Consider the following 16337-nt stretch of genomic DNA (forward strand, 5'->3'; position numbering starts at 1 on the left):
CAACGTCGGGGCCTGTTAATCCACAGCCGGATGACGCGGATTCCTTGCCGTTTCAGGCCTTCTCGTCTAGTTGAGAAGCCATGGGGAAAAATCTTATTCCGCCGGATGACGGCGGCGACAACATTCAGCCGGTCGATCTCAAGGCGGCGCTCGAGGAGCGCTACCTCGCTTATGCATTGTCGACGATCATGCACCGGGCGCTGCCCGACGTGCGCGATGGCCTGAAGCCGGTTCATCGCCGCATCATCCACGCGATGAGCGAGATGGGCATTCGCCCGAACTCGGCCTTCAAGAAATGCGCCCGTATCGTCGGCGATGTCATCGGTAAGTTCCACCCGCATGGCGACCAGTCGGTCTATGACGCGCTGGTGCGTCTCGCGCAGGATTTCTCCCAGCGTTACCCGGTCGTGGACGGGCAGGGCAACTTCGGCAACATCGATGGCGATAGCGCTGCTGCCTATCGTTACACCGAAGCGCGCATGACCGATGTCGCGGCGCTGCTGCTCGAAGGCATCGATCAGGACGCCGTCGACTACCGCCCGACCTATAACGAGGAAGACGAGGAGCCGGTCGTTCTTCCCGGCGCCTTCCCCAACCTGCTTGCAAACGGCGCATCCGGCATCGCGGTCGGCATGGCGACCTCGATCCCGCCGCACAATGCGCACGAGATCTGCGACGCGGCCCTTTACCTGATCAAGAACCCCGGCGCGCCCGTCGAGGAACTGCTGGCCGATCCGGCCAATCCCCAGAAGGGCGGTATCGAAGGTCCCGACTTCCCGACCGGCGGCATCATCGTCGAAAGCCGTGAAAGCATGCTGGAAACCTACCGCACGGGTCGCGGCGGCTTCCGCGTGCGTGCACGTTGGGAAATCGAGGATCTCGGTCGCGGTGGCTACCAGATCATCGTCACCCAGATCCCGTTCCAGGTGCAGAAGTCGCGCCTGATCGAAAAGATCGCCGAACTGCTGATCGCCAAGCGCTTGCCGCTTCTGGAAGATATCCGGGACGAGTCCGCCGAGGACGTCCGCGTCGTTCTGGTGCCGAAGAGCCGCACCGTCGATGCAACGCTGCTGATGGAATCGCTGTTCAAGCTCACCGAGCTAGAAAGCCGTATTTCGCTCAACATGAACGTGCTGTCGCAGGGCAAGGTGCCTCGCGTCATGGCGCTGAACGAGGTGCTGACCGAATGGCTGGAACACCGCAAGGATGTTCTGCTTCGTCGTTCGCGTTTCCGCCTTGCCGCAATCGATCGCCGCCTTGAAATCCTCGGCGGCCTGCTGATCGCCTATCTCAACCTCGACGAAGTCATCCGCATCATCCGCGAGGAGGACGAGCCCAAGCCGGTGATGATCGCCCGTTGGGACCTGACCGACGTCCAGGCCGAGGCGATCCTCAACATGCGGCTGCGCAATCTGCGCAAGCTCGAGGAATTCGAGATCCGCAAGGAACACGAGGAACTCAGCAAGGAAAAGGCCGAGATCGAGGCGCTGCTCGCTTCCGACGAAAAGCAGTGGCAGACGGTCGCGTGGGAGATTGGCGAGGTCAAGAAGAAGTACGCCAAGGCAACCGAACTCGGCCGCCGCCGCACCCAGTTCGCCGACGCGCCGGACGCCGACAGCGAGGCCATCCAGCAGGCGATGATCGAAAAGGAACCGATCACCGTCGTGGTATCCGAGAAGGGCTGGATACGGGCGCTCAAGGGGCACATTTCCGATACGTCGAGCCTGACCTTCAAGGAAGGCGACGGCCTGAAAGTTGCCTTCCCGGCGCAGACCACGGACAAGATCCTGCTGGTCACGACCGGCGGCAAGGTGTTCACGCTTGGCGGCGACAAGCTGCCGGGCGGCCGTGGACACGGCGAACCCCTGCGCATCATGGTGGATATGGAGAACGATCAGGACGTTCTGACCGCCTTCGTACACGATTCCAGCCGCAAGCTTCTGTTCTCCTCGACCGTGGGCAATGGCTTCATTGTTGCCGAGTCCGACATCGTCGCCAACACCCGCAAGGGCAAGCAGGTAATGAATGTCGGCATGCCGGACGAGGCGAAGCTCGTGGTTCCGGTATCGGGCGACCACGTCGCCGTCGTCGGCGAGAACCGCAAGCTGCTGGTATTCCCGATGGCGCAGATGCCGGAAATGACCCGCGGCAAGGGCGTTCGCCTGCAGCGCTACAAGGATGGCGGTATTTCCGACATCAAGTGCTTCGCGATTGCTGACGGACTGACCTGGGAAGACAGCGCCGGTCGCGTCTTCAGCAAGTCGAAGGACGAACTCGGCGAATGGATGGGCGACCGCGCTGCGGCCGGCCGCACCGTTCCGAAGGGCTTCCCCCGCAGCGGCAAGTTCTCCGGCTGAACCGTCAGTCTATCGGTTGGGTGTGATCCCCGAGGAAGTGCGTTGCTCTATCCTCATTGATCTCGCCCGCCGCGACGGCCAGATATTCGATGCAGCGGCGAGCTTTTCCAGCGCTACCTCGTATTTTTCCATGAAACGTTCGGTGTGGGCGACTTGTCGCACAAAACCGTCGTCCATTGGCTTTATGGGCAAGCCGCCCTGACCTTCAGGCACGCGGAAACTGCCGGTCGCCGCCGCGCGCTTGATCCTGGGCAAGAGGCTGTGCGGGATATCGGATAGACTGTTGGCGAACAAGACGGAGCGGCGTGATGTTGAGCAGGCGGGCGATACTGACGGGCGGAGGGGGGCTCATCGCTCTGGGAGCAGGAGGAAGCGTCCTGTCCCTCGGTATCGAGCTTCGTCGTTATCAGGACTATGCGCAGAGGATCCGTGCGCCGCTGCGCGCCGATCCGTCATTCGTAGAACTGGTACGTCACGCGACGCTTGCCGCCAACGGCCATAATACGCAGCCTTGGCTTTTCCGTCTTTCCGGCGACCGCATTTCCATCCGTCCGGATTTTTCCCGCCGTACGCCGGTGGTGGATCCGGATGACCATCATCTCTACGTGGGTCTCGGCTGTGCGCTCGAAAACCTTGTGATTGCTGCCGCAGCCACGGGCCGTATTGCGGATGTTGCGTTGATCGACGAAGGGTCGAACGGCGTGGCCGTGACATTGTCCCGTGGCGCTCCGACCGGTGAGCGGGTGATGGAAATGGCCGCAGCCATTCCCTTCAGACAATCGACCCGCAGCATATACGACGGCAGGCCGGTCGCCTCCGGGGATCTGGAGAGACTGGCGAAGGTCGCGGCGGTTGCCGGTGTAGACACGGCTATCGTAACGGAACGTTCGCAGATCGATCGTGTGCGGAACCTGGTTATTGCCGGCAACGACGTCCAGATGGCGGACCGCGCATTCATCCGGGAACTCAAGGATTGGCTGCGCTTCAGCCCGTATACCGCCAGGCGCAGGGGCGACGGTCTGTATTCGCCGGCAAGCGGCAATCCGGCGCTGCCGGAATGGCTCGGGCCATTGGCGTTCGATCTCGCCTTCAAACCCGCCTCCGAAGCCGACAAATACAGTCGCCACATGGATACTTCGGCCGGGGTGGCGGTCTTCTCCGCAGCCGAAGAGGGGCCTGCAGGCTGGATTGCCGTGGGGCAGGCTTGCCAGCGCTTCTGCCTTATGGCGACCGTGCTGGGGCTGAGGACGGCATTTATCAACCAACCGGTCGAAGTTGCGGCACTGAGAGGGGACCTTTCCATCTTAGCTGGCTTTGGCGGGCGCCGGCCGGATATCATCCTACGCTTCGGTTACGCACCCGCGATGATCTATTCGCCGAGGAGGCCTGTCGAAGCGGTTATCGAAGTTTGAGCCCGGCGGGCGGCCATTCGTCCGGCCCATATCTGCGTCATGGAATGGCCGAGCAGGGCGAGCACCATGATGCCGCCGCCGATAAGGGTGGGCGTTCCGGGCATTTCGCTGAAAATCAGCCAGATCCATACCGGTGCCAGAATGGTTTCCAGCAGGTAGAACATGCCGACTTCTGCCGCCGGCAGGTAGCGGGGCGCGGTCGCCAGCAGCCAGAACGCGAGCGGCATCATCACGATCCCGTCGAGAAGCGCCCAACCGGGCGCCTGCATGGTGAACCCGTAGCTCCAGCCGAGAACGAGGCTGAAACCGGCAGGTATGATGGTCGCAAGCAGCGGTACGAAACCCATTGCCTGGCGCGAGGCGCGTCCGATGGTCAGGGCCGCGGCAATCAGCACGGCTGCGACAGCGGCGAGGAAATCCCCGAAAAGATGACCTGATGATACGCCCCCGTTGACGATCAGCGAGACGCCGAGCAGCATGACCACCATGGTAACCAGCGTCGAGCGGCTAGGTGGCTCCTTCAGGAACAGCCATGACAGGATGGCTGCGATCATCGGCGAGAAGGCGACGATGAAGACGACATTCGCCGAGGACGTGTGATAGACGGCAGCCACGAAGGCCATGGTGCTGAAGCCGTAGAACAGCCCGCCGACCAAGGTTGCGGCTGTCAGGCGGAGCGGGGACCAGCGCCCGGTCGCAAGGCGTATGCCGGCAAGCGCCAAGAGCGCGATCAGGAAGATCGCCATGCTGCGAAGGCCAAGCACCGGCCACAGCCCACCATCGGAAAGCCGGACGAGCGGAATGTCGAAGGACAGGAAGAGGCCTCCGGCTGTCGCCAGCGCGAGGCCGGTGGAGCGACCGGCAGGGGAGGGTGATGTCATGCGTTCGGCGACTCGGTCGCTTCCGGAGCGGGGATGTAGCGTTCCCAGCCCTGGTTCGTGAGTTGTTCCTGCGGCAGGAAGCGGGTCTTGTAATCCATCTTGTGGGAGCCGCGCACCCAGTAGCCGAGATAAACATGCGGCAGGCCGAGCGCCTTGGCCCGGTTGACGTGGTCGAGCACCATCATCGTGCCGAGAGACCGTTTCACCAGCGCCGGGTTGAAGAAGGAATAGACCATGGAGAGCCCGTCGCTCATCAGGTCCGACAGGGCGACCGCAATCAGTTCGCCCCGTGGCTGGCCGCCAAGCCCGTCGCCGGGTGCGCGCAGCCGGTATTCGATGACGCGGGTCTGCACATGGGTATCCTCGACCATGATGGCATAGTCGAGCGCCGACATGTCCGACATGCCGCCTTCCTGATGGCGGTGATCCAGATAGGTGCGGAAGAGGGAGAACTGCTCGGTTGAGGGCTGGGCCGGAAAGACTGTCGACACGACATCCTTGTTGGTGGCGGCCACCCGCTTGAAGGAGCGGCCCGGCTCGAACTCGTCAACGAGGATGCGCACCGAGATGCAGGCGCGGCAGGCCTCGCATGCGGGGCGGTACGCGATATTCTGGGACCGGCGGAAACCGCCCTGTGTGAGAAGGTCGTTCATCTCGGTCGCACGCGGGCCGACGAGATGTGTGAAAACCTTGCGCTCCATTTCCCCCGGCAGGTATGGACACGGCGCGGGCGCCGTGAGGTAGAATTGCGGGGACGGAGACGTCTGGGTGTTCATCTTGCCGGTCGGTTTCCTCTGGCGACCATCATTTTCACTAGCATGGCGCAAGAATAAAAAACGTCAACTATCCGTCATCAAAGAAGAACACGCCGGACCGCTATGGGACGGCGTGTTCCGCAGGATTTTGTTGTCGTTGCCGTTTCGTCAGGCAGTGCGGACGGCCGCAGTGCCCAGCAACAGGTCGTGAACCAGCCGCGATCTCTCGATGAAAAGACCAGCGAGGAGAATCAGCGGGGTCAGAACCGAGTTCAAAATCCAGAACAGCGCGAGATGCGCAATCGCGGTGAAGAAGTCGATCTTGCGGCCATCGAGGCGAACCATGGCGATGCCCATGGCGCGCATGCCAGGCGTTGCCTGGCTCGGTCCGGCAAGCGACATTCCGAAATAAAGACCGGCCACCACGAAGAACAGGATGGGATAGAGAAGCCACGCGAAGCCGAGCGTGATGACGCCCATGAAAAACACCAGAATCGCCGCGGGAACCCAGAGCGCCCCGACGAGCAGGTAGTCGATCATGAAAGCAAAAACCCTTCGTGACAGCACACCGCTATAAGCGCGCCAGTCCTCCGGTGCTGCATAGGTCGGATTGGTGTCGAGGCTCATTGTCTGCTCCGTTGTGAATTCACGAAAGCATATGGGGGCAAACGCCGGAAAAACAATGGCTCCGGCCAGTCTGCCCCCGAAAGCTTCCGAAACTTCAGCCGTGCTTGGCGAGGTGCCGGGCCACATCCATGGCGAAATAGGTCAGGATGCCGTCGCAACCTGCGCGCTTGAAACAGAGCAGGGTTTCCAGCATGACCTTCTCGCCGTCCAGCCAGCCATTGAGGGCGGCGGCCTTGATCTGCGCATATTCGCCGGAGACCTGATAGGCGAAGACCGGCAGGCCGAAGGCTTCCTTCATTCGCCAGCAGATGTCGATATAGGGCAGGCCGGGCTTGACCATCAGCATGTCGGCGCCTTCCTCGACATCGAGTGCCGCGTCGCGGAGCGCTTCGGTGCCGTTGGCCGGATCGAGATAATAGCTCTTCTTGTCGCCCTTCAGCAGTCCGCCGGTGGAGATCGCCTCGCGGTAGGGGCCATAATAGCCGGAAGCGAACTTCGTCGCATAGGACATGATGCCGACGTTCTGGTGGCCTGCGGCGTCGAGGCCGCGGCGGATCGCGCCGATGCGGCCGTCCATCATTTCAGAAGGTGCAATGATGTCGGAGCCGGCGTCAGCCTGCAGTATGGCGGCGCGCACGACCTGCTCGACCGTCTCGTCATTGACGATTTCTTCCCCGCGCAGGATGCCGTCATGCCCATGGCTGGTGAACGGATCAAGCGCCACGTCGGTGATAACGCCGATGTTCGGGACGGCTTTCTTGATCGCAGCCGTTGCGCGGTTGATAAGGTTGTTGGCTTCGAGGATCTGTGAACCGGTTTCGTTGCGCAGTTCCATTTCGATGTTCGGAAAGGTCGCCAGCGCCGGAATGCCGAGATCGGCCGCTTCCTTCGCGGCCTCGACAGCCTTATCCACAGACATTCGGTTTACGCCCGGCATGGAGGCGACCGGCTCCACGATGCCTTCTCCGGGGATGACAAAGATCGGCCAGATGAGGTCGTCGACCGTCAGCCGGTTCTCCTGAACCATGCGGCGCGTCCAGTCGGCCTTGCGATTTCGCCGCATGCGGCGGTGCCCGGTGATGTCGTCGACCAGATGAATTTTGTCCTGCATGATAATGCCTCGTCTTCCTTTTGAGCGGTGCGCGTACTGCTCTAGTCCTAAATTGAGAAACCGCAAAGGGGCGCATCGTCGCGCCATGGCTGGCAACGGGACGCCGCTTGCGCATATGCTTCGCCCATGAACCCTGATTCTCAAAATGCACCGAAAGGCAGCCTGGCGGAAATCCTGTTCGTGATCTTTCTGAGAGTGGTCGCGATCGCCTGCCTGTGGTTTGGCCTGCAGTACTGGGGAATGCTGGTCGGCTATTCGTTGGGCGGGCAGGGGCGCTTCGATCTTCTCTCCCTGCCGTGGAAAGTGGCGGGCGCCAGCCTGTCGGTCATCTTCCCCGTCGCCGCGCTCGGCCTGTGGCTTGCGGTCTCCTGGGGACCGGTCATATGGGCGCTTGCCGCCGGCACGCAGATCCTAATGCATACGGTCTGGTACGACACTTTCGGTTCCAATCCGATCGTGCTGGTCATGCATGCGGTGGTGGCGTTGGTGTATGTCGTCTTCCGTCTGGCGTTATGGCTCGAAAAGCGCCACAAACAGGAAGAGATAAGGCTTGATTTACCGTAATGGCATCAGGCTTTTCGGTAAACTCTTGTTAAGCCTGCGTTTTAAGTAGAATTTTATATGCATTGGATATGGTCACTCACAAGGCGGGAGAAAAACAAAGCCGCCAGATAAAACAGTGAGGCAGACCGACATGAACACCAAGCTCAAGCCACAGCAGAACACCCTGGCACCGCAGGAAGAAGCAATCCGCTCGCTCTACATGGAGTCGTTGCATCTCGTTGAACGCCTGCATCGCCGCCTTCTCGATGTCATCAAGGACGAGTTCGACCGTCAGGGTCGCAGCGACGTCAACGCCGTTCAGGCGCTCCTCTTGTTCAACATCGGCAATTCCGAATTGACCGCCGGCGAACTGCGCTCGCGTGGTTACTACCTCGGCTCGAACGTTTCCTACAACGTCAAGAAGCTGGTAGACCTCGGCTTCATCAACCACCAGCGTTCGCGCATCGACCGTCGCTCGGTTCGCATCAGCCTGACCGAAAGCGGCCAGGAAATCGCCGAAACCGTCGCCAAGCTCTATGAGCGCCACATCGGCTCGATCCAGAAGGTCGGCGGCATCGGTTCAGACGAGTTCACCCAGATGAACAAGCTGCTCCAGCGCCTCGATCGCTTCTGGAACGACCAGATCCTCTATCGTCTCTAAGAAGCAGGCTTGCTTTCAAGCTCTGGCCGGGATGCATTCGCCTGCTTCCCGGTCCACTCTGCCTTGAGGGCAGGGTAGCGCGCAAAGATGGCCTCGAAAATGCTGTCGCGTGCGCGTTGAAGTCGCCGCCTGTTGAGATACGGGCTGAGCGAACGCAGCGGGATCATGTTCTTTTCCCCGATGCCGTCGATGACGACGAATTCCGGCCTTCCCGAGCGGTTCTCGCTATAGAGAAACTGCCGCATGTGCATGTCGGAAAGAACCACATGCATGTCCATGCAATCCTTGAACAGCCGGTCGAACGCAATCAGGTGCTTGATGGACACTGCGCCTTTTTCAAACAGTTTTTCGAGTGTCGGGGCGAGTTTGTCGCCATCGCCGGCGATCTTTTCCGTGACAAGCGCTAGCCCGGCCGTCGTCGACACTAGACCGCAGGGCACGGCAATCGGCGGCGGGCCGCGCTCGTCCTCGTTCCAGCGGCGGCTGAGGATCAGGTATTGGGTGAGTTCCCGCCTGAAGCCGCGATAGACCCCGAGCGGGTTCGTCCGCTTGACCAGGCTTTCACCCTTCAGGCGAGCATCCCCGGATGTTCTGTCCGGATCGACGATCTTCAGCACCACGTCCGGCATGTCCGGGTGCGTGTAGACACGTTTTAGTGATCCGGCCGTTTCGAACTCGCATTCCGAGATATCGAGTCGGCTGCCGAACCTGCCGTGAAAATCCTTGCCTGCCATGGAGTTCTTTGATCGTAATAATTTGTAACAAAACATAATATGACAGGAATACGACAGTTCGCGCAATAGCCGGAGCCACGAATTGGCCATATTGGTATGTGAGCGCCGAGGGGAAATAATGGTCGCATATTCATTGTGGTGCCGGAGCGGCAATCGCCTTAAAAGCGAACCACGGCGTCCGTTTGTTAACCATGGCTGACTTAAAGCATGGTTTTCGTTTGAACTGGAAACGGTAGGAAAGATGTCGAAGAAATCTGGAATTGTCGATTTGTCACGCCGCGCGATCCTGCGCGGTGCCGCAGCAGCAGGTGCCGCAGCAATCGCCGGCCAGGCAGTCGCACAGACGGCAGTCGACGAGCTGATCAGCGCACCCCGGCGCGGCAACTGGGATGACCAGTTCGACGCCCAGGCTTCCCGCGCGACAGCAAGCGTGGTGTCGAACACGCCGATGCTGAGCGGCAGCAATCTCTTCAACTTCCAGGAGGCGATCCAGAACTATCAGGCCATCGTTTCCAACGGTGGCTGGCCGCAGGTGACGCCTGCCGTCAAGCTGAAGATCGGTGTTGTCGATCCGTCCGTCCAGCAGTTGCGCCAGCGCCTGATGATCTCGGGCGACCTTGATCGCGGCGCCGGCATGTCGAACTCCTTTGACACCTACGTCGATGGCGCGGTGAAGCGTTTTCAGGCCCGCCACGGTCTGCCGGAAGACGGCGTTCTCGGCGAGTTCACGCTGAAGGCCCTCAACGTCTCGGCCGACACCCGCCTGATGCAGCTCAATGTCAACCTGCAGCGTCTGCAGGACATGATGAGCAAGCAGCTCGAGAACCGCTACATCGTCGTCAACATTCCGGCAGCCTATGTCGAAGCCGTTGAAGGCGACCGCGTTGCGCTTCGCAACACCGCGATCGTCGGCCGCGACAGCCGTCCGTCGCCGCTGGTGGATTCCAAGGTCTCCGACATCATCCTGAACCCCTATTGGACTGCGCCGCGCTCGATCGTCGAAAAGGACATCGTACCGCTGATGCGCAAGGATCCGACCTATCTGTCGCGCAACAACATCCGCCTGATCGACGGCAAGGGCAGCGAAGTGTCGCCGGAAAGCATCGACTGGTTCGCGCCCAAGGCGCCGAACCTCATGTTCCGGCAGGACCCGGGCAAGATCAACGCCATGTCCTCGACGAAGATCAACTTCCCGAGCCCGGAAGCGGTCTATATGCACGACACGCCGACCCAGGGCCTGTTCAACAAGCTGATGCGTTTCGAATCCTCCGGCTGCGTGCGCGTTCAGAACGTGCGCGATCTGATCGTCTGGGTGCTGAAGAACACCCCCGGCTGGAACCGCCAGGAAATCGAGCGCGTGATCGCAAGCCGCGTCAACACGCCGATCAAGGTCACCGACGAAGTCGGTGTCCATTGGGTTTATCTGACCGCATGGTCGGCGAAGGACGGCGTCGTTCAGTTCCGTGACGATATTTACGGAAAGGACGGCAACGCCCAGCTCGCGTTGCAGACCAATATCGGCGTCGAGCAGGTCTCGGGCTCCGTCGAAGACGATATCCTGCCGCAATAAAAGCGAAATTTCCGGCCGCCCTCATTTTCTGGGGGCGGCCGGTTCGTTTCGTTATGGTTAATATACACTTATCGGGTGACGAATAATAACCGTTAAAAATTTGTTAAAATTTTCGGTTGTGTAAACCGGAGCCCGAAAATATCATCTGCGCAGCCGTTTGTTTTTGAGTTGGAGGCTGTGCGCAGATGGATATGAGCAGCTCGAGCCGGAAAGTTAGCATTCCGGCATCAGCCCTTCAGGGCAGTCTCAGGGACTATCGGGCGCCGACCGGTCCCGATCTCGTTGGCCGCACAGACGGCTTTTTCGAATGGCAGGATCTGCGCCGACGCAATGACGTCTGGCCCTACGCCCGCTCGACGGAAACCGCGCCAGCAACCTATTGTAAGGTACGATCGGATGCCGATCGCAGCTTCCAGGGTATCAATTTCGCTTCCCAGGACTATCTCAGCCTTTCTTCCCATCCGCGCATCAAGCAGGCCGCAATCGAAGCGGTCGAGCGCTACGGAGTGCACAGCGCCGGATCCGCGGCTCTCCTTGGCAACACCGCCAACTCGCTCGATCTCGAAGCGAAGTTCTCGGATTTCCTCGGGGGCAGGGAGGTGGTGCTCTATCCGACCGGCTGGTCTGCAGGGTTTGCATCCGTGCAGGGCTTCGTCCGGCCCGACGATCACGTGGTCATGGACGTTCTCGCCCATTCCTGTCTTCAGGAAGGTGCCCGCGCGGCGACCCAGAACATCCATCACTTCGCCCACCTGAATACGAATGCCGTCATCCGGCGGCTGAGCAAGATCCGCGAGAAGTTTCCGGATGCCGGTATTCTGGTGGTGACGGAAAGCCTCTTCTCCATGCATGCCGACATGCCGGACTTTGCCGGCCTGCGTCAGGCCTGCGATACCTATGGCGCGACGCTTCTTATCGATTGCGCCCACGATCTCGGCGCCATGGGGCCGGGCGGCCTCGGCAATCTTGGCACCGCCGGGATGCTCGACGCGGCCGACATCCTGATTGGAAGCTTCTCCAAGAGTTTCGCCTCGAACGGCGGTTTCGTTTCGGTGAAGACGCGAGCTGCGGCGGAGTATCTCAAATACTTCAGCGCCACACAGACCTTCTCCAACGCGCTTTCGCCCGTTCAGGCCGCGGTCGTCGGAACCGCCCTGGACATCATCCGTTCGGATGAAGGGGAGGAGCGGCGCCAGCGGCTGATGGACAACATTCTCTATCTCCGCAAGACCGTGGAAAATACCGGGCTTCGCGCGCTGGGTCTTCCGTCGCCGATCGTACCCGTTTTCGTCGGCAGCGAAGCGCTCGGACGCCTGATTGCCCGCCGCATGCCGGACTTTGGCGGCATCGCCAATCTCGTCGAATATCCGGCCGTTCCCAAGGCGGAATCTCGGTTCCGTTTCCAGGTGATGGCGGATCACACCCGCTCCGATGTTGATCGTGTCGTCGTGGCACTCGGCTCGGCGCTCGAGGCGGCGCGTACCGATCTCGAACTTTGCGTGACCGTTGACCAAAGCCCCTTAAAATTATTGGGCACTTCAACTTCCGCGGCTGCTTGAGCGACGGCTTATATTCTTTTTGTTATGCGTAGATAGCGTCTGTTTGCCTTTTTTGGCATCAAACGCTGATGTTAACAGCGTTTAACGATTGAATTTACTGTTTGGAAACACATTTCACACAGAGTTGACCAGCTCTGCGGTTGAAAGGCTGTCGCATGACACTTGTTTCCCGGCTCGAGGCGGCCATCGACTGGCTGACGCCGGCGCATCTGAAAGAAGATGTGCATACGCGAAAGCGTGTCCGCATGTTCCTGATCAGTCATATGTTCGGCCCCATCACCGGTGCGCCGATACCCTTGAGTCTGTTCGTCATCGACCCGGCCCCCTTTCCCCAGGTTACTGTCCTTGCTGTATCGATCTTCGGATTTTGGCTGTTCCTGCCACTTATCAAGCTGTTTCCGCGCAGCTACGGCATGCTGTCCCAGCTCTCGATCCTCAACCTGAATTTTGCAATTCTCTGGGGCTCCTACCACTATGGGGGCGCGAGTTCGCCCTTCCTGATGTGGTACGTGGTCATGCCGATGCTCGCCTTCTTCTATATGGGGGCGACACTTTTGGCGCGCGTTGCTGTGCTGTCCCAGCTCGTGCTAGGCCTGTCGGTTTTCGTGGCCGCCTATATCCTGCAGGGTGAGCGGTTCCCGGATAACATCCCGCTGGAAAACATGGTCTATGCGGGGATGATCTCGGCGTTCAGCGCGACGATCTATGCCTTCTTCATGGCGAGTTACTATGCCAGTGTCGTCGACAGCCAGTCGGAGTTGATCAAGGAGATCGCCCGTCACGAGAAGACACTGGAGGAACTCACCGAAGCCAAGGAGGAAATGGAGCAGGCCAATGCTGCTCTGGTGATTGCCAAGAACCTTGCTGAGGCGCGCAACCGTGAACTTGAGGCGACGAGGGCAAGTCTGGAATACAATGCCCTGCACGACGCGCTTACAGGACTGCCGAATCGGCGCTATCTCGATAACGTCATGGCGCAGTATGCCGAGTCTTGCCGGCGCGACGGCAGCGGCGTCGCTTTGTTGCATGTGGACCTCGACCGCTTCAAGCAGATCAACGACACACTCGGCCACACGGCCGGCGATGAAATGCTCATCCACGTCGCGAAACTCATCAAGACCGTCGTTGGAGAAGATGACTTTATCGCACGCGTCGGCGGGGATGAGTTCGTTATCGTCAGCCATGTGCTGGAAGAGAACAACGAGGCGCTTTCCGCCAAGGCTGACGAACTGATCGAGAAGATACGCCAGCCCGTGCCGTATCAGGGCCATCTCTGCCGCGTTGGTGCGAGTATCGGCATTGCCGTCGGCATGGGGGGCAACATCGATCCCAAGAGCCTGCTGGTCAATTCCGATATCGCCCTCTACCGCGTCAAGCAGCGCACCAAGGGCCACAGCGAATTCTTCTCCGAAGAGATCCAGCGCGAGATCATCGATACCAAGCGGACGGCCGACGACATCCTGCGCGGTATCGAGCAGAAGGAATTCATCAGCTTCTATCAACCGCAATTCGATGCCCGCACGCATGAGATCGTCGGCGTCGAGGCGCTGGTGCGCTGGAACCATCCCGCCAAGGGTATCCTGGCGCCGTCGCATTTCCTCAGCATTGCCGAGGATCTCAACGTTCTCAGCACCATCGACGGCATCATTCTTGACCGCGCGATTGCCGATCTCGAACGCTGGAACGGCCGGGGCATTACGATTCCCAAGGTGGCCGTGAACGTGTCCGCCCGCCGGCTGAATGATCGCCAGTTGCTCGACAATCTGCGTGCGCTTGAAATCAAGCCAGGCACCGTCTCGTTCGAACTGGTGGAGTCGGTCTTCCTCGATGAAACCGACGAGGCGATTTCTTCCAACATCGAGCATATCAAGGAGATGGGAATTGAGATCGAGATCGACGATTTCGGTACGGGCTATGCGTCCATCGTCAGCCTGCTCAAGCTCAATCCAAAGCGCTTGAAGATCGATCGCCAGTTCGTTGCCCCGGTCCTCGTTTCCATCGAGAAGCGTCGGCTGGTATCCTCGATCATAGACATGGGCAAGTCTCTCGGTATCGAGGTGATCGCCGAGGGCGTCGAGACGATGGAGCAGGCGCATATCCTGAAAGAACTCGGCTGTGACGTATTGCAGGGCTACGCCTTTGCAAAGCCGATGACTGCCTCCGATCTGGAGCGCTTTGTCGAGCAGCATCAGTGGCGCAAGGCCTCCTGATTGTCGCTTTCCTTTTTGAATTTTTCTCCGACTGCGGGCGTGTCATCGCTCTTTGATGCGCAAATGTCGCGTCCCGTATTGCCCTTGACCATCCGGGACGTTAAGACCCCTTGGCATCAACCCGTCAGGAGCATTCAATCATGTCGAACACAGATGCCTTCTTCTCCCGTCCGCTTGCCGAGACCGATCCGGAAATCTTCGGCGCGATCGAGAAGGAACTGGGTCGCCAACGTCACGAAATCGAGCTGATCGCCTCGGAAAACATCGTATCCCGTGCAGTCCTTGAGGCGCAGGGTTCGATCATGACGAACAAGTATGCCGAGGGTTATCCGGGCAAGCGCTATTACGGCGGCTGCCAGTTCGTCGATATCGCCGAAGAACTTGCGATCGAGCGTGCCAAGAAGCTGTTCGGCGTCAACTTCGCCAACGTCCAGCCGAACTCCGGCTCGCAGATGAACCAGGCCGTCTTCCTTGCGCTGCTGCAGCCGGGCGACACCTTCATGGGCCTCGATCTGAATTCCGGGGGCCACCTGACCCACGGTTCGCCGGTCAACATGTCCGGCAAGTGGTTCAACGTCGTCTCCTACGGCGTGCGTGAAGGCGACAACCTGCTCGACATGGACGCCGTTGCCGAAAAGGCCCGCACCCACAAGCCGAAGCTGATCATCGCCGGCGGCACCGCCTATTCCCGTATCTGGGACTGGAAGCGCTTCCGCGAGATTGCCGATGAAGTTGGCGCCTACCTGATGGTGGACATGGCCCACATCGCCGGTCTCGTTGCCGGTGGCCAGCATCCGTCGCCGTTCCCGCACTGCCACGTTGCCACCACCACCACGCACAAGTCGCTCCGAGGCCCGCGCGGCGGCGTCATACTGACGAACGACGAGGATCTGGCGAAGAAGTTCAATTCGGCGGTCTTCCCCGGCCTGCAGGGTGGTCCGCTGATGCACATCATCGCCGCCAAGGCCGTTGCCTTCGGTGAAGCGCTGCAACCGGAATTCAAGGATTACGCAGCCCAGATCGTCAAGAATGCCAAGGCGCTGTCGGAGACGCTGGTTGCCGGCGGCCTCGACATCGTTTCGGGCGGCACTGATAACCACCTGATGCTGGTCGACCTGCGCAAGAAGAACGCCACCGGCAAGCGGGCGGAAGCAGCCCTCGGCCGTGCTTATGTCACCTGCAACAAGAACGGCATTCCGTTCGACCCCGAAAAGCCCTTCGTCACCTCCGGCGTCCGTCTCGGCACGCCGGCCGGCACGACCCGTGGTTTCAAGGAAGCGGAATTCAAGGAAATCGGCAACCTCATCATCGACGTTCTCGACGGCCTGAAGGTTGCGAATTCCGACGAAGGCAATGCTGCCGTCGAAGCCGCCGTCCGGGAAAAGGTGGTCGCACTGACCGGCCGCTTCCCGATGTATCCTTACATGTAAGGAAGACGCATGCGCTGCCCCTTCTGCGGTTCAGACGATACCCAGGTCAAGGATTCCCGTCCGGCGGAGGATAACACCTCCATCCGCCGCCGGCGGATTTGCCCGGATTGCGGCGGTCGTTTCACCACCTTCGAACGGGTGCAGCTCCGCGAGCTCATGGTCGTCAAGAAGACCGGCCGCAAGGTGCCCTTCGATCGCAACAAGCTCGTGCGCTCGTTCCAGATCGCGCTGCGCAAGCGGCCGGTCGACAACGATCGCATCGAGCGTGCTGTCTCCGGCATTGTCCGCAGACTTGAAAGCTCGGGCGAGACGGAAATTCCCTCAGAGGAAATCGGCCTGCAGGTGCTTGAGGCGCTGAAGAGCCTCGACGACGTCGGCTTTGTCCGTTACGCATCCGTCTATCGCGATTTCTCTCATGCGGAAGACTTCGAGCAGGTGATCGCAGAGATCAATGCGAAGATCTCCCGCGATAGCGGCATGGAGTGAT

Annotated in this window: 14 protein-coding genes; 9 read left to right on the forward strand and 5 right to left on the reverse strand. The window is 60.1% G+C overall.

The genetic code is table 11. From position 1 onward, the window contains the following. Window positions 1-80 precede the first annotated feature (80 nt). Both parC and NBH21_RS04055 read left to right on the forward strand, forming a co-directional pair. A complete protein-coding gene (parC, locus tag NBH21_RS04050; protein ID WP_250912645.1) occupies window positions 81-2357 on the forward strand; it encodes a DNA topoisomerase IV subunit A in 2277 nt (758 codons plus the stop codon). Window positions 2358-2665: 308 nt separating this feature from the next. After that, window positions 2666-3769 carry an Acg family FMN-binding oxidoreductase gene (locus tag NBH21_RS04055; protein ID WP_342451987.1) on the forward strand — a complete coding sequence of 368 codons (1104 nt, stop codon included), beginning with the start codon at window positions 2666-2668 and terminating at the stop codon, window positions 3767-3769. On the opposite strand, the gene NBH21_RS04060 is transcribed toward NBH21_RS04055, so the two are convergent. The 4 genes from NBH21_RS04060 to hemB form a co-directional block, all read right to left on the reverse strand. After that, the gene (locus NBH21_RS04060; RefSeq protein WP_250912646.1) at window positions 3727-4650 is read right to left on the reverse strand and encodes a DMT family transporter; all 924 of its coding nucleotides are present in this window, start codon (window positions 4648-4650) and stop codon (window positions 3727-3729) included. The genes NBH21_RS04055 and NBH21_RS04060 overlap by 43 nt on opposite strands. Further along, window positions 4647-5426, reverse strand: coding sequence for an arginyltransferase (locus NBH21_RS04065; RefSeq protein WP_250912647.1), 780 nt, complete (start codon window positions 5424-5426; stop codon window positions 4647-4649). The genes NBH21_RS04060 and NBH21_RS04065 overlap by 4 nt, the downstream gene beginning before the upstream one ends. Before the next feature lie 147 nt (window positions 5427-5573). Next, window positions 5574-6032 (reverse strand): RDD family protein, encoded by a 459-nt coding sequence (locus tag NBH21_RS04070; protein ID WP_250912648.1) that lies wholly within the window; start codon window positions 6030-6032, stop codon window positions 5574-5576. A gap of 94 nt (window positions 6033-6126) precedes the next feature. After that, window positions 6127-7143: a porphobilinogen synthase gene (gene hemB, locus NBH21_RS04075; protein WP_250912649.1), complete on the reverse strand. Its 1017-nt coding sequence runs from the start codon at window positions 7141-7143 to the stop codon at window positions 6127-6129. A 126-nt stretch (window positions 7144-7269) separates the two neighbouring features. Between hemB and NBH21_RS04080 the strand changes: the two genes are divergently transcribed. Beyond that, on the forward strand, window positions 7270-7707 hold the full coding sequence (locus NBH21_RS04080; RefSeq protein ID WP_250912650.1) for a DUF6163 family protein: 438 nt from the start codon (window positions 7270-7272) through the stop codon (window positions 7705-7707). A gap of 130 nt (window positions 7708-7837) precedes the next feature. Further along, window positions 7838-8347: a transcriptional regulator LdtR gene (gene ldtR, locus NBH21_RS04085; protein ID WP_163904746.1), complete on the forward strand. Its 510-nt coding sequence runs from the start codon at window positions 7838-7840 to the stop codon at window positions 8345-8347. Here ldtR and NBH21_RS04090 read toward each other — a convergent pair. Continuing rightward, window positions 8344-9081 carry a YrbL family protein gene (locus NBH21_RS04090; protein ID WP_250912651.1) on the reverse strand — a complete coding sequence of 246 codons (738 nt, stop codon included), beginning with the start codon at window positions 9079-9081 and terminating at the stop codon, window positions 8344-8346. The genes ldtR and NBH21_RS04090 overlap by 4 nt on opposite strands. Before the next feature lie 241 nt (window positions 9082-9322). Between NBH21_RS04090 and NBH21_RS04095 the strand changes: the two genes are divergently transcribed. The 5 genes from NBH21_RS04095 to nrdR all read left to right on the forward strand — a co-directional run bounded on the left by NBH21_RS04095 (window position 9323) and on the right by nrdR (window position 16336). Beyond that, complete coding sequence (locus tag NBH21_RS04095) at window positions 9323-10651, forward strand: L,D-transpeptidase family protein (RefSeq protein WP_250912652.1); 1329 nt, start codon at window positions 9323-9325, stop codon at window positions 10649-10651. 185 nt (window positions 10652-10836) lie between these two features. Next, window positions 10837-12210: an aminotransferase class I/II-fold pyridoxal phosphate-dependent enzyme gene (locus NBH21_RS04100; RefSeq protein ID WP_250912653.1), complete on the forward strand. Its 1374-nt coding sequence runs from the start codon at window positions 10837-10839 to the stop codon at window positions 12208-12210. A gap of 155 nt (window positions 12211-12365) precedes the next feature. After that, window positions 12366-14420 (forward strand): putative bifunctional diguanylate cyclase/phosphodiesterase, encoded by a 2055-nt coding sequence (locus NBH21_RS04105; RefSeq protein WP_250912654.1) that lies wholly within the window; start codon window positions 12366-12368, stop codon window positions 14418-14420. A 140-nt stretch (window positions 14421-14560) separates the two neighbouring features. After that, window positions 14561-15850, forward strand: coding sequence for a serine hydroxymethyltransferase (glyA, locus tag NBH21_RS04110; RefSeq protein WP_250912655.1), 1290 nt, complete (start codon window positions 14561-14563; stop codon window positions 15848-15850). A gap of 9 nt (window positions 15851-15859) precedes the next feature. Continuing rightward, window positions 15860-16336, forward strand: a complete 477-nt coding sequence (gene nrdR / locus NBH21_RS04115; RefSeq protein ID WP_099057418.1) for a transcriptional regulator NrdR — start codon at window positions 15860-15862, stop codon at window positions 16334-16336. The last annotated feature ends 1 nt before the right edge of the window (window position 16337 follow it).

Source organism: Ciceribacter sichuanensis (assembly GCF_024055605.1).
GTDB classification, from domain to species: Bacteria; Pseudomonadota; Alphaproteobacteria; order Rhizobiales; family Rhizobiaceae; genus Allorhizobium; species Allorhizobium sichuanense.

Excerpts from the sequence above, each read along its gene's own strand:
- hemB (WP_250912649.1), bottom strand. The coding sequence starts at position 7,143 with ATGCAGGACAAAATTCATCTGGTCGACGACATCACCGGGCACCGCCGC.
- NBH21_RS04105 (WP_250912654.1), top strand. The coding sequence starts at position 12,366 with ATGACACTTGTTTCCCGGCTCGAGGCGGCCATCGACTGGCTGACGCCG.
- NBH21_RS04100 (WP_250912653.1), top strand. The coding sequence starts at position 10,837 with ATGGATATGAGCAGCTCGAGCCGGAAAGTTAGCATTCCGGCATCAGCC.
- NBH21_RS04065 (WP_250912647.1), bottom strand. The coding sequence starts at position 5,426 with ATGAACACCCAGACGTCTCCGTCCCCGCAATTCTACCTCACGGCGCCC.
- NBH21_RS04060 (WP_250912646.1), bottom strand. The coding sequence starts at position 4,650 with ATGACATCACCCTCCCCTGCCGGTCGCTCCACCGGCCTCGCGCTGGCG.
- NBH21_RS04090 (WP_250912651.1), bottom strand. The coding sequence starts at position 9,081 with ATGGCAGGCAAGGATTTTCACGGCAGGTTCGGCAGCCGACTCGATATC.
- parC (WP_250912645.1), top strand. The coding sequence starts at position 81 with ATGGGGAAAAATCTTATTCCGCCGGATGACGGCGGCGACAACATTCAG.
- NBH21_RS04070 (WP_250912648.1), bottom strand. The coding sequence starts at position 6,032 with ATGAGCCTCGACACCAATCCGACCTATGCAGCACCGGAGGACTGGCGC.
- NBH21_RS04095 (WP_250912652.1), top strand. The coding sequence starts at position 9,323 with ATGTCGAAGAAATCTGGAATTGTCGATTTGTCACGCCGCGCGATCCTG.
- nrdR (WP_099057418.1), top strand. The coding sequence starts at position 15,860 with ATGCGCTGCCCCTTCTGCGGTTCAGACGATACCCAGGTCAAGGATTCC.
- glyA (WP_250912655.1), top strand. The coding sequence starts at position 14,561 with ATGTCGAACACAGATGCCTTCTTCTCCCGTCCGCTTGCCGAGACCGAT.
- NBH21_RS04055 (WP_342451987.1), top strand. The coding sequence starts at position 2,666 with ATGTTGAGCAGGCGGGCGATACTGACGGGCGGAGGGGGGCTCATCGCT.
- ldtR (WP_163904746.1), top strand. The coding sequence starts at position 7,838 with ATGAACACCAAGCTCAAGCCACAGCAGAACACCCTGGCACCGCAGGAA.
- NBH21_RS04080 (WP_250912650.1), top strand. The coding sequence starts at position 7,270 with ATGAACCCTGATTCTCAAAATGCACCGAAAGGCAGCCTGGCGGAAATC.